The sequence below is a fragment of the Rhizobium sp. R693 genome, assembly GCF_002211315.1.
GTDB lineage: Bacteria > Pseudomonadota > Alphaproteobacteria > Rhizobiales > Rhizobiaceae > Rhizobium.
Window position 1 is genome coordinate 432008 of sequence record NZ_LOKY01000001.1, and the last position, 13343, is coordinate 445350.

At 58.7% G+C, this 13343-nt stretch carries 11 protein-coding genes; 8 read left to right on the plus strand and 3 right to left on the minus strand.

Features of this window, described 5'->3' with window-relative positions; all coding sequences use genetic code 11:
• Positions 1–94 precede the first annotated feature (94 nt).
• The 3 genes from ATY79_RS02125 to ATY79_RS02135 all read right to left on the minus strand — a co-directional run bounded on the left by ATY79_RS02125 (position 95) and on the right by ATY79_RS02135 (position 4191).
• Positions 95–2212, minus strand: coding sequence for a carboxy terminal-processing peptidase (locus ATY79_RS02125; RefSeq protein WP_088702875.1), 2118 nt, complete (start codon positions 2210–2212; stop codon positions 95–97).
• A gap of 234 nt (positions 2213–2446) precedes the next feature.
• Positions 2447–3124, minus strand: coding sequence for a YoaK family protein (locus tag ATY79_RS02130; protein WP_088702876.1), 678 nt, complete (start codon positions 3122–3124; stop codon positions 2447–2449).
• An 83-nt stretch (positions 3125–3207) separates the two neighbouring features.
• Complete coding sequence (locus ATY79_RS02135; protein WP_088702877.1) at positions 3208–4191, minus strand: alpha/beta hydrolase; 984 nt, start codon at positions 4189–4191, stop codon at positions 3208–3210.
• A 314-nt stretch (positions 4192–4505) separates the two neighbouring features.
• Between ATY79_RS02135 and ATY79_RS02140 the strand changes: the two genes are divergently transcribed.
• From ATY79_RS02140 to ATY79_RS02175, 8 genes are all read left to right on the plus strand, one after another.
• A complete protein-coding gene (locus ATY79_RS02140) occupies positions 4506–5018 on the plus strand; it encodes a hypothetical protein (protein WP_088702878.1) in 513 nt (170 codons plus the stop codon).
• A gap of 305 nt (positions 5019–5323) precedes the next feature.
• Entirely contained in the window at positions 5324–6478 is a 1155-nt protein-coding gene (locus ATY79_RS02145; protein ID WP_088702879.1) for a PAS domain-containing protein, read from the plus strand.
• Positions 6478–7911, plus strand: coding sequence for a sigma 54-interacting transcriptional regulator (locus tag ATY79_RS02150; protein WP_088702880.1), 1434 nt, complete (start codon positions 6478–6480; stop codon positions 7909–7911). The genes ATY79_RS02145 and ATY79_RS02150 overlap by 1 nt, the downstream gene beginning before the upstream one ends.
• A gap of 2 nt (positions 7912–7913) precedes the next feature.
• Positions 7914–8972, plus strand: a complete 1059-nt coding sequence (locus ATY79_RS02155) for an ABC transporter substrate-binding protein (protein WP_088702881.1) — start codon at positions 7914–7916, stop codon at positions 8970–8972.
• A gap of 72 nt (positions 8973–9044) precedes the next feature.
• Positions 9045–10142: an ABC transporter ATP-binding protein gene (locus tag ATY79_RS02160; RefSeq protein ID WP_088702882.1), complete on the plus strand. Its 1098-nt coding sequence runs from the start codon at positions 9045–9047 to the stop codon at positions 10140–10142.
• Positions 10139–11008, plus strand: a complete 870-nt coding sequence (locus ATY79_RS02165) for an ABC transporter permease (RefSeq protein WP_088702883.1) — start codon at positions 10139–10141, stop codon at positions 11006–11008. The genes ATY79_RS02160 and ATY79_RS02165 overlap by 4 nt, the downstream gene beginning before the upstream one ends.
• Positions 11009–11018: 10 nt before the next feature.
• Positions 11019–11807 (plus strand): ABC transporter permease, encoded by a 789-nt coding sequence (locus tag ATY79_RS02170; RefSeq protein WP_088702884.1) that lies wholly within the window; start codon positions 11019–11021, stop codon positions 11805–11807.
• A 21-nt stretch (positions 11808–11828) separates the two neighbouring features.
• Positions 11829–13334: an aldehyde dehydrogenase gene (locus ATY79_RS02175; RefSeq protein ID WP_088702885.1), complete on the plus strand. Its 1506-nt coding sequence runs from the start codon at positions 11829–11831 to the stop codon at positions 13332–13334.
• The last annotated feature ends 9 nt before the right edge of the window (positions 13335–13343 follow it).

Sequence of the window (13343 nt, forward strand, 5' to 3'; positions counted from 1 at the left end):
GGCTCGTCCAGCGCACGGCCCTAGCCGCAGGCCGCTACGACCAACAAGGGCACGATTGCAAAGCTTCGCATGCGGTTGCGCCGGTCGGGTATGACTATTTTCCTTCCGTGTTTCCTGTTGGTTTTGTGGCGGCCTTCAGCCCGCCCTCCTGCAAATTCGCCTCGTCGGCAAGAACGGCGGCCGCCTCGCCCAGCAACACGTCTTTTGCCTTCTTGCGGGCATTTTCAATGGCAATATCAGCACTCAGGCTGCGTTCGTTTGCCTGCAGACCATCATCTGCACCGGTATCTTCGCCATCGCCTGATTGCGCTTGAGACTTGAGCTGATTTTCTCGAGCCGCCGCTTCGCTGCGACGCTCGGCTTCATTGAGGGAGACAACCCCTTTCTCGCGCTGCGCCTTCAGGTCAGCAATGTCTTTGAGCAGGCGTTGGAAGTCAGGATCGCTCTCGACCCGCGCATCGTGGCGGCTTTGCAGCGTCGGGATCAACGTCGCTACAGTGTCGGCGGGCGCATAGGTCGCGGGCTTGATCTGCGCCCACGGCAGGGCGTTGTCATAACTGGTCTCGCCGAAGCTTGTCGGATCCGAAAGGCCGGGCAAGCTGATATCAGGCGTCACGCCGCGCAGCTGCGTCGTACCGCCGTTGATCCGGAAAAACTGGGCAATCGTCACTTTCAGCTCACCGAATTCGGGTTTGCTGTTGCGAACCATCTCGTCAAGATTGACGACAGTTTGAACAGTACCCTTGCCGAAACTGGGTTCGCCGACAATTACGCCTCGACCGTAATCCTGAATTGCCGCAGCGAAAATCTCTGAGGCCGACGCCGACCCGCGATTGATCAGGACGCCAACGGGACCAGTCCAGACAGGCGCTGGAAAGTCAGCGCTTCTTACTGTCACCTTGCCGTCGCTGCCGCGCTGCTGAACGACCGGGCCATGGCCGATGAACAGGCCGGTCAAATCAATTGCCTCGTCCAATGAACCGCCGCCATTGTTGCGCAGGTCAATGAGAACGCTGTCGACATTTTCCTGCTTCAGCTCACCGAGAAGCTTCGCGACGTCGCGGCTTGCACTTCTGTAGTCCTTGTCTCCCTTGTGCCGGGCTTCGAAATCCTCATAAAATGCCGGCAGAGTAATCACTCCCACTTTACGTGTCGCCTCGCCCACTTTCACGGGCAGCACGGCCTTGCTGGCAGCCTGTTTTTCGAGGCTGATCTTATCGCGCACCAGGCTGATAACACGATGGGTGCCATCTGCACCGGCATCGGCCGGCAGGATCTCCAGGCGCACGATGGAGCCTTTTTTTCCTCGTATCAATTGCACGACTTCATCAAGGCGCGTGCCTACCACTTCCTTGATCGCGCCGTCTTTGCCCTGCCCGACGCCGGCAATGCGGTCTCCGACCGAAAGCTTTCCCGACAACTGCGCCGGCCCGCCAGGTACGAGCTCACGGATCGTCGTGTAGTCGTCGCGTTCCTGCAGGACCGCGCCGATGCCAAAGAGCGAAAGCTTCATCGCGATATTGAAGTCAGCCGAGGCGGTCGCGCCGAAATAGTCCGTGTGCGGATCAATCGACGTTGTATAGGCATCCATGAACGACTGGAAAATGTCGTCACTTTTATACTTGTAGACGCGCTCGAGAGCGTTTGCGTAGCGTTTGTCGAGCGTTTCGCGAATAGCCGCGTCGGTCTTGCCACTAAGTTTCAACCGCAACCAGTCGGCCTTGACGCGCTTGCGCCAAAGCTCATTGCTGTCGGCTTCCGACTGCGGCCAAGGCTCCTTGTCGCGCAACAAGGAATAAGTTTCCTGCGCACTGAAATCGAAGCCCTGCTTAAGCAAATTTCGCGCGTAGTTCATCCGGTCGACAACACGCTTCTCATACACGTTGAAAAGCGCGAACGGGATCTTCAAGTCCTCCCGTTTGATGGCATCGTCGATCTCGCTGCGGTCAGACCTGAACTTGTCGATGTCCGCTTGCAAAAAGAGCACGCGGTCCGGATCGAGTGATTTGATGAACCGATCCATGACTCTCACCGACAAGGCGTCGTCGAGTGGAACGGGCTTGTAGCTGAAACGCGTGAGAAATTGTGCACTCAATTGAGCGGCTTGTGCCTGTTGCTTTAGTGGCGACAAAACAGGCGGTGATGCGACGTCAGCATAGGCGGACTGTACGATTGCAAGAAATGCACCGAGGAGAACGTATGGTATGCGCATTCAGCGTTGATCCAATTCTTAATGCCGAGTGTCGATGTGCGATCTAGGTGAAGCAATTATGGCTTTTTGGCAACCGGGTTGATCATCATACGGGCCAATTCGTACGGCCGAAAAGTCCGTTCAACGCCAGACAGGGAGCGCCGAAAAGAAGCCGCCCTCCCGGCCGCCGAGCTGTTATCGAACGTACTTCGACGAGACCGCCATCACCATCCGCGAATCCCAGCCAGTGATCCTTCAGCCCTCGGATACCGCCGGGTTCAAGAATAGTCCCGCCGCAGCAACGACAGCGGGCAGGACAAAGGCTGCGGCAGGCGCCACGATGAAGGCGAGTGCCCCCAGCCCGCAGCCGATGGCGAAGGCGATGACTGCGACGATCATTCGTTTGATGCGCGCAGACGCCGCCTTAGTCTCTTCGCCCTTCGCACCTAAGAGAAGATCAGCCAGATCAAGCATGATCTGCGTCGTCGTCCCGGTCATCAGTGTCGAGGGCGGCGCCTTCGGAAAATGCGCCCTGTGGACGGCGTTCTGAATGGCCATCGCCGAGACCAGCGTCATACCGACGACCAGCATCACGAGGCCCTCGCTCGCGGCAAACGGACCATGGTAGAGCGCATAGACGCCAACCGCTGCCAGCAACAGGAATTTGACAAATAGCAGCGGCCTGACCACCGGCAGATTTCGCCGCTGCAGGCACAGCCCTGCCAGCCTGGACAAGAAAACAACCGCGCAAAAGACCGGAAGCGCCAGAAGTTTCGGAAGGGCGCCTGCCGTGCCGAGCGCAACCGTCGCGCCAAAGGTTACGAAGTTGCCTGTCACATGCGCGGTGAACAGCCCCGACAGGGCGAGAAAGCCGAGCGTGTCGACGTAACCGCCGTTGAAACTTAATAAAAGCGGGAGGGATGGGAACTTCATATTACTATCCGATCAATCTTTACGTTCTAGCCAACGAAAATGGCCTGCCGCGCATCGATCAGCGGCAGGCCATTGGTCGGGTTTTACGCTTTTACGAAGGCGAGAAGGTCGGTATTCAAGACATCCGCGTTGACCGTCAGCATGCCATGCGAAAAGCCGGGATAGGTCTTGAGCGTTGCGTTCTTCAGAAGCTTCGCAGATTTAAGGGCGGAGTCGGCGATCGGCACGATCTGGTCGTCCTCGCCGTGCAAGACGAGTGTTGGGACGGAGATCGCCTTGAGGTCTTCGGTCTGGTCCGTTTCGGAAAAGGCCTTGATACCGTCGTAATGCGCCTTGGCGCCACCCATCATGCCCTGCCGCCACCAATTCTGGACAACACCCTCCTGAACCTTGGCGCCGTCGCGGTTAAAGCCGTAGAAGGGACCAGCCGGAACGTCACGGAAGAACTGGGCGCGGTTTGCGGCAAGGGCTGCGCGAAAGCCATCGAAGACCTCGATCGGCAGTCCCTCCGGATTGGCTTTGGTCTTCAGCATCAGCGGGGGAACCGCAGAGACCAGAACAGCCTTGGCGACGCGACCGGCCGGCTCGCCATGCTTGGCGACATAGCGGGCAACTTCGCCTCCACCTGTCGAGTGGCCGATATGGACGACATTCTTGAGGTCGAGGGCCTCGACGACCGCGAAGGCGTCCGAGGCATAGTGATCCATGTCATGGCCGTCTGAGACCTGTGCGGAACGGCCATGGCCGCGGCGATCATGGGCAACAACGCGGTAGCCCTTGGAGAGGAAGAACAGCATCTGTGCGTCCCAGTCATCCGACGACAGCGGCCAGCCATGATGGAACATGATCGGCTGTGCGTCCTTTGAACCCCAGTCCTTGTAGAAGATTTCGGTGCCGTCTTTGGTGGTGATGAAGCCCATGGTCTTGTTTCCTTCGATTGAGGTGGAGGTAGAGGAGGAGGCCGCATTGGCGGCAAAGTTGAACAGAGGAAATGCTATGGAAGCGGCAGCAGCGGCTCCAGAAAGCAGTGCGTGGCGGCGAGTAAGGGATAAAGAACGGTTGGTCATTTTTTCTCCTGCGATCTTCGCTGCTTGTTAAAAGCGGCGCTGTGTTCGTCGATGGAGTGACATTGGCCCGAAAGATTGCGACCAACAATTGCACGAATAGTTTCGATTTAATTGTGAAATTTGCAATAGTTGTTACAGGGCGAGAAGATCACCGTTCGGCATGGGCACGCAAAAACGGGCAGCGATCCGCTGCCCGTTCTAAATCTGCGCTCCGGACCGAGGGTCTCTACCTTCGCTCGGCCGCGGCTAGCTGGCAACAGAGGTCGTCCCAGCATATCCTCCGCGACATTCGTTAGCAGCATGGAGGCGTGACGATGAATTTCATGCAGGTCTGGGAGTTGCTAAGCTACATCGTACGGGTCATTGGACTGCCTTTGGCGATCTTCGTTTTCTTGTATCAGCAACGCAAGGCGCGTGAAAATGAGGAGGAACAAATCAATCAACTTCTCTCCGATGGCTACATCGACTTCCTGAAGCTCACCATTGACAATCCCGATTTGAAGCTGCGATCCAACATCGCAACCACTAATCTCACCGATGAACAGCGAGAGCGGATGCTCGGGATTCTTGGGATTCTCATTTCACTGTTCGAACGCGCTTACATGGTCGCCTATGGGCAAAAAATGTCACCACGGGAAACGCGCCGGTGGCGTGCGTGGGAAGGTTTTATGCGCGAGTGGTGTCGACGCGAAGATTTTCGCGACAGTCTGCCGCTGCTGTTACCTGGGGAGGATCCGGATTTTACAGCATTTCTCCAAGGGATCGCAGCAGATGAGGCTGCCAAGGCCAACCGCCTCTCAAGCGACGTAAAGAATCCCGCCCGCTGACAGTCCGTTCGCGCCATAGAAAAGCTGCCGACAAGCCCGCGATCATCGGTTCATCAACTCTCGCGCATTTCCTTAGGCGCAAGGCGTCTGCAATTGCGCAGACATAGCTCGTTGTCACGCCCTGCAAAATCCGCAATATCGCAGCATTTCGCTGCGATATTGCGCATGTATTTCGCATCAATCGCCTTTCGAACCGCAACTGGAATTTTTTGGATTGCATCGCTCTCAACGAGCGGCTGGATTGCTGCAATATCGCAGCTAGCCGCTGTGGGAAGGAGGCAATCCTTCAACAGCAGGACCGCACAATGACAAAACCGACGCCATCCGCCGCCGAACTCGATACGCTCCTGATCGATTGGATCGATGAAGATGGACATATTGCCGCGATCAATGATGTCGAAGCTCGCGAGCTTGGCATCGAGGTCACGGGCAGTCTGCCGCTGGAACGTGTCTACAGCAGCGCCTCCGCACAACTGCTGAGAGCCGTTGCTCGGGGCGAGCAGTCTGCTGACGGAAGCTTTCCCGTTTGGGTGAATTCCGCGCGTTACAATGAAATTCCGATGATCGCGAGTGTGTTGGGCGACGGATCACGCGGCCTTGCTGTCGTCAAGCAAGCCCTTTCTCCCAGTGTTCTCGGCATAGGCCCCGAGCTGATCGAGCGCGTTGAAATACTCTCCCAGATGATAGGCGCTGCCACCGAGGCATGCTGGTGCATCGAATTTCTGGAGCCGGTGGACACGTCCCTTGCCGAAGAAGAAATCGTCGGCCGCATCTTTTCCAATCAGAGTTGCTGGCGGGCCTGTAACGAGGCGATGGCCAGGCTCTACCGTGTGCCGGAAGGTCTCGACTTCAACACGCAAGCCGTGTCGCGCTATTTCCCCGATACGAACATCAACCGTCAGATGATCCGTGATCTCGTTCGCTCGAACTACAGGCTCGACCGTGCCGCCGCCGTCGATCGCCGGCACGACGGCAGCGAGATGATGGTCGAAAACGATTTTCGCGCCGCGATCAAGGACGGACTTCTCGTGCGCCTGTGGGGAACGACGCGCGATATCGGCCCCTACAAACAGCGCGAGCAGCAGCTTTCCGACCGTGCCGATACGATGCTCGATATCCTGAGTGCCACGCCAGACCCCATCTTGGTCATCTCGGAAAATGGAACCGTGCTGGCGGCCAATCCGGCAACGGAGGCTGCCTGGGGGCGCAGCGCCGAAAAGATTCTCGGTCGCCCCATTCAGCAGTTCGTCGAGACACGAAACGCAACGGACAAACTCAGGCAAGCGGCCCTCGACGCGGACGAGAGCGAACTCGATCTCGGCATGATTTCGGCCGATGACAATCGCGAGATCTGGCGCTTCCGCTCAGCCCTGATGGAGGGTGAAACCCGACGCTACGTCTTGACGGCCCGACGCAAGACGAAACGCCGAACGCGCCGAACCGCAGAGGAGGCCGTGTGATGAAATTCTACGGCAACGACGTCACCAACCTTTCCCATCGCCGCCTGCGTCCCGCCTTCATCGACGATCCCCAATTCGGCAGCTTCCTCGAAGCGCTGCCGGATGGCGCCGCCCTCATCGAAGCCGATGGCCGCATCAAGCTGGTCAACGGCAAGCTCGAACTCCTGCTTAACCTCGCCCGTGGTGATCTTGTCGGCTCCGAGCTTGCAAAACATGCCAGGACCGCTGGCCCGGTAATCCAGAAACTGTCGACCGCGCTACAGCAACTGAAGCGCACAGAGGTTTCGGGGACGCTGACGTCGCAACGCAGCGTCGTTGCCACCCTCAGCATCCTGCGCACCGCCGATGGCGGCGCGTATGGCGCCCTGCTCATCATGCGCGAAGCTGGCCGCCAGTCGCGCACCGAAGGCTCGGAAAACTTCCGTTTCGAAACAGAAACCGGCAGCGTGACACGAGGCAGCTTCGTCAGGACGCATGATATCGATGTGATCGTCAAACGGGCCGAAACCGCGCTCGATCGCGGCGCGAACGTACTTCTGACTGGTGAAACAGGAACCGGCAAAAGCGAAATCGCCCGCCTGGTCGGCAGCAGCAGGCAGGGCATGCCCTTCGTGCATGTGCGCTGCGGCCTGCTTTCGGATGCACTCTTCGATGCCGAAATGTTCGGGATCGAACCGGGTTCTGCTCTCGACACATCGACACGCGGAAAACTTGGTTATGTCGAAGCGGCCGATGGCGGCGTTCTCTTTCTCGACCAGGTGACCGATCTCTCGATTGCTGCCCAATCAAAGCTGGTCGCCTTTCTCGAAACCCAGACCTTCAGCCGGCTGGGGTCAGCCCAGCGACGTCAGGTAGGTATCAGGATCATCGCCGCGACGAACGAGAACCTCATTGATCTCGTCTCGACCGGTAGCTTCCGTAGCGATCTTTACTATCGCATCGCTGTCATGCCGTTCGAGTTGCCGCCCTTGAGAGAGCAGCCGAACCTGATCGACGCCCTCATCGACCACCAGCTTCGCAGCCTCAATCTCGGGCGCAAGCCACAGCTCAGACTATCTGCCGAGTTTCTCTCCAGGCTGCGCAGCCACTCCTATCCAGGCAACGTTCGGGAGTTCGCCAATATTCTCGAGCGGGTCGCGGCCATCGCCACTGATGTAGCACGCGCCGAGCATTTCATCGCGCCGGCGCCGGTTGCGGAGCCGCGGGCACGGGTAGCAAAGCCCGCAACCTCGGCTGCGCCTCACTCTGCAGAGGGTGCTCCGGCGAGTTTCAAGGATCTGGTCCAGGAGTTCGAAACCTGGGTCCTGGAAAAATCCATCACAGAAAATGGAAGCAAGAGAAGTGCCGCGAAGGCGCTCGGCATCGATATCGCCACCGTCATCAGGAAGACGAGACGGAAAACGATGAACGTCAACACCACCAAAGGGGAATAAGAATGAGAAAACTCAGCAAATCCGCCGTTCTGTTACTGACCACCGCAAGCCTTCTGTCACAGGCCTTTGCCGCCTCTGCCGCCGAGCTCAACATCCTTACCTGGGAAGGATATACGGCGGAGAAATTCATATCGAAATTCGAAGCCGGCTCAGGCTGCAAGGTAACGGCATCCTATGTCGGGTCGAACGACGACTTTGCTGCCAAGCTCGCGGCCGGCGGGGGTGTCTATGACATCATCACTCCCTCGCTCGACACCGTGCCGATGATGCGGCTTGCAGGCTTTGTCCAGCCGATCGACCCGTCAAAGGTAGAAGGTCATGACAGCATCTACCCGGAATTCTCGAAGTCGGGTGACGTGGTGGCGGACAATGCCACTTGGGCCGTTCCGCTGATCTGGGGTTCGGTCTCGCTGATCTATCGTCCCGACAAGTTCACAGGCACTCCGGATTCCATCGGCGTCCTCTTCGATCCTGCCAACAAGGGTAAGATCTCGATGTGGGACGACAAGTCGGCGATCTACTGGACTGCCCGCTATCTCGGCTACACCAATGTCTTCGATCTGACCGATGAACAGTTGGAAGCGATCAAGGCCAAGCTCATCGAACAGAAGCCGCTGGTGCGCAAATACTGGGCGTCGGCCGGCGAGTTGACCGAACTGATGGCAAATCAGGAGGTCTTCGTCTCCAACGCTTGGACCGGCCTCAGCAGCAAGGACGTCAACAACCTGAAAAAGGGTTTCCACGTGGCGGAATTCACGCCGAAGGAAAAGGCCGAGGGCTGGATGGATTCGATGATGCTGGTGAAGGACACGCCGAACGAAGACTGTGCCTATAAATTCATGTCCTTCATGCAGTCGGCCGACGGTCAGTGCGGGATTGCCGAATCCACCGGCTACTTCCCGGTCAATCCGAAAGCGGTCACCGGCTGCATGGACGACCAGATGAAGACGGACCGTCAGGTCGGCAATGTCGAATTCGTGAAAAGCCTCGTCATGTGGCAGCAGCCGAAGCGCCTCGACAAGTATCTGGAAGTCTGGAACGCCGTTAAGGCGGCTCCCTGATTCACCACAGGAGGCGCCATGCCTCGCGTGCTGGCGCCTCTAAAAAACAAACGAAAAGCTCGTGGGGAACGCATGACTTCCAAACCGATCGTGGCGCTGGCCGATGTCACCAAGACCTATGGAATTTTTACGGCGCTGCACGCCATCGATCTCAATATTGCCGAGGGCGAGTTCGTCACCCTGCTCGGCCCTTCCGGTTGCGGCAAGACGACCACGCTGCGGCTGATTGGTGGCTTTGAACAGGCAAGCACCGGCCGCGTCGCCATCGACGGGAAGGATGTCACCAACAGCCCGCCCTTTCACCGGCCGGTCAACACCGTGTTTCAGGATTATGCGCTCTTTCCTCACATGAGCGTTGCCGACAACATCGGCTATGGCCTCAGCGTCAAATCCAACAGCGTACCGAAATCCGAGCGCACCAGCCGAGTGAGCGATGCGCTTTCCATGGTCGGGCTGGAGGGCATGGCGCACCGCCGTCCTGGCCAGCTTTCCGGCGGCCAGCGCCAACGCGTCGCCATGGCCCGCGCTATCGTGAGAAGGCCGCGGGTTCTGTTGCTCGACGAACCACTTTCGGCGCTGGACGTCAAGCTGCGCGAAGGCATGCAGGTAGAATTGAAACGTCTGCATCGCGAGCTCGGCATCACCTTCGTCATGGTGACCCATGACCAGACCGAAGCCCTGGCGCTTTCCGACCGGATCGTAGTGATGAATCAGGGCCGCATTGCCCAGATCGGCTCGCCCACCGATCTCTACGACAACCCGGCAAGCCCCTATGTCGCCGACTTTATTGGCGCGACGAACCTTATCGACGTCGAGACTACCGATCAGGATAATGGCGCGACCACCTTCCGCCTTGGCAACGGCTTACACATCCGCAGCAACCGCGGTCGGTCCGTAAAGACCGGAAAAGCAGCCATCGGCATCCGTCCCGAGAGACTTCAGACCGCGCCGGTTGAAGGTTTCAACGCGCTCGATTGCACCGTGCTGGAAAGCCTGTTCCACGGCGATCGGTTGCGCCTGGAGCTCGGTATCGACGGCATCGGCAAGCCACTGTTTGCCGAATTGGCGCGTTTGGCCGCCTCGTCCGCCCAAGACTTCGCTCCGGGCAGACAGGTGACCTTTTACGTCGATCCCGCCGACGTGCTGGTGTTTGCGGGAGACGTGCCATGATGCTGACGCGCCGCACGTTTCCGGGCTTTGCCGCCCTTTTCTCGTTTCCGCTAGCCTGGGCTGTGCTGCTTCTAATCGTGCCCTACGGCATCATGATTTCGGTTGGCTTCTGGACGCGACAATTCCCGCTCTTTTACCCGGATTTCCAGTTCGGAAACTACGCCCAGATCTTCTCCGATCCGCAATATACGACGGTCATTCTGCGTACACTGAAGATCGCCTTGATCGTCACCGTCTGCGCTCTGATGCTCGGCTATCCGCTTGCCTATTTTCTCGTTTTCACCGTCCGTTCGGCAGCACTTCGCAATGGGCTCTACATGCTGGTGATCGTGCCGCTCTGGGTGTCGTATCTGCTGCGCGCATATACCTGGAAGATCATCCTCGGCACCGACGGCGCCCTCAATTCGCTTCTCGTCTCGACCGGCATCGTCGATGCCCCGCTTGATATCTTCCTCTACAACCAGACTGCGATGGTCATCACGCTGGTCTATATCTTCGTGCCCTTCATGGTGATGCCGCTGTTTACGGTGCTGGATAATATTCCAAAGCGTCTGATCGAAGCCTCCGAAGACCTCGGCGTCGGTCCGTTCATGACCTTCTGGAAGGTCATTTTTCCGCTTTCCCTCGGCGGCGTAATTGCTGGCGCGACCATGACCTTCTGCCTTTCTTTCGGGGATTTCGTAGCACCCGTCCTCGTCGGCGGCCCGGACGGCACGATGGTCGCCAACCTGTTGCAAACGCAGTTCGGGGCGGCCCTGAACTGGCCGCTCGGCTCGGCACTCGCCACGCTCGTTCTGGTCTTGGTGCTGGTGCTTTTGCAGATTTCGACCCGGCTCGACCGGGCCGGCCATATCGATCTGACGTGAGGAAAAAACCATGCATTCTCTGAGATGGTGGCAAAAGGGCATGGTGGGTGTGAGCCTCGGTGTGCTCGCCTTCCTCTACCTGCCAATCGTCATGTTGGTGATATTCTCCTTCAACGACAGCAAGGTGACGTCCTTCCCCCTCGCCGGCTTTACGCTGCATTGGTATGAGGCCTTTCTTGCAAACGACCAGATCCTGCAGGCGCTTTGGAACAGCCTGATGGTCGCCGTCTTCGCAACGGCCCTAAGCCTCGCCATCGGCGTGACGGCGGCACTGGCGCTCGACCGCTATCAGTTTCCAGGAAAGCGGCTTTTCCAGAACGCCATCCTGCTGCCGCTCAGTCTGCCAGGCATCGTTACCGGTATCGCCATGCTGAACTTCTACAAGCAGATCGGCATTCCGCAGAGCTTGGCAGCTGTGATCATCGGCCATGCGACAGCCCTTCTCGGCGTCGTCGTCTCGCAGGTGATGGCGCGGCTCGCCAAGATCAACCGCCGTCAGTTTGAAGCTTCCGCCGATCTCGGCGCCACGCCGGTCGAAACCTTCCGCCGGGTCACGTTGCCCGCCATCCGCAGCGCCGTCATCGGTTCGGGCCTGCTCTGCTTCACGCTGTCCTTTGACGAGATTCCGGTCACCTACTTCCTGACGGGCCGCGAAGTGACATTGCCAATCTACATCTACTCCACCCTCAGGCGCGGCATCACACCTGAGATCAATGCGATCGGCACGGTCATTGTCGCCGTCTCCTTCATCATCATCATCCTGTCGGTCGCGCTGCTGCGTGAACGCGATCAATCATAGTTCATCGAAGGGAGAAACATCATGGACGCATCGACTTACACTCACGATTTCTGGCGTGGCAAAGCCTCGTCGCTGAAATTCCGCACCCAGCATTTCATCGACGGCGCCTATATCGCCTCCGCCGACGGCCGCACCTTTCCGAGCATCAACCCGGCAACCGGCCAAACCATTATCGACGTCGCCCGCGGCGCAGAAGCCGAGATCAATCGCGCCGTCGCCGTTGCACGCAAGTCGTTCAAGTCCGGCTGCTGGTCACGCATGGACCCGCGCGCCCGCATGGCCGTGCTGGAGAAGTTCTCCAGCCTCATCGAAGCCAATGCCGAGGAATTCGCCGTCCTGGACAGCCTCGACATGGGCAAGCCCGTCATGGACATGATGAACATCGACATACCCGGCTCGGTCACCAGCCTGAAGTTTTTCGCCGAGACCGTCGACAAGATCGAGGGCGCCGTCACCAACACGGCCGCTAACGCCCTGCACTACATCCTGCGCCAGCCGCTTGGCGTCGTCGGCATCATCGTGCCGTGGAACTATCCATTGATGATGGCCGCCTGGAAGCTTGGTCCGGCGCTGGCGACCGGCAACTCCGTCGTCTTGAAGCCTGCCGAGCAGTCGCCGCTCTCGGCCAATCTTCTCGCCGAACTCTTCATCGAGGCGGGCGGCCCTTCAGGTGTTCTCAACGTCGTCCACGGCCTCGGCGAAGAAGCGGGCAAGGCGCTGGCGCTGCACAATGATGTCGACAAGATCGCCTTCACCGGCTCGACGGAAGTCGGCAAACTCCTGATGATCTATGCCGGCCAGTCCAACATGAAGCGGGTGACGACCGAATGCGGCGGGAAGACCCCGCAGATCATTCTCGGCGATTACGACGATCTCGACACGGCCGTCACCTACGCGGTCAACGGCATCTACGGAAACCAGGGCGAGGTCTGCAATGCCGGCTCCCGGATCCTGGTCGACAAACGTATCCACGACGATTTCGTCGAGCGCTTTGCCGCCCGGACCAGAGAGAATTTTGTGCTCGGCGATCCGCTCGACCCGTCGACGACCATCGGCCCGCTCGTCACCGCCTCACATCAGAAGCGTGTGCTGAATTATATCGACATCGGCCGCAATGAAGGCGCTTCGCTCAAGTTCGGCGGCGGCACATTCAACTCGGCCCCGGCCGGCGCCTATGTCGAACCGACCCTGTTCACCGGCGTCAACAACCGGATGCAAATCGCCCGTGAGGAAATCTTCGGCCCTGTCGCTGCGGTCATCCCGGTCAATGGCGTGGAGGATGCGATCGAGATCGCCAATGACTCGATCTACGGCCTCGCCGCCTCGATCTGGACCCGCGATATCTCGAAGGCGCATATCTTCGCCCGCGACATCGAGGCCGGGGTCGTCTGGGTCAACTGCTTCGACCACGGCGACATGACCGCGATCTGGGGCGGCTACAAGCAGACCGGCAACGGCCGCGACAAGTGCCTGGAAGCGCTTACGCAATACAGCCAGACGAAGTCTGTATGGGTGCATCTCGGCTGACGACTGCCC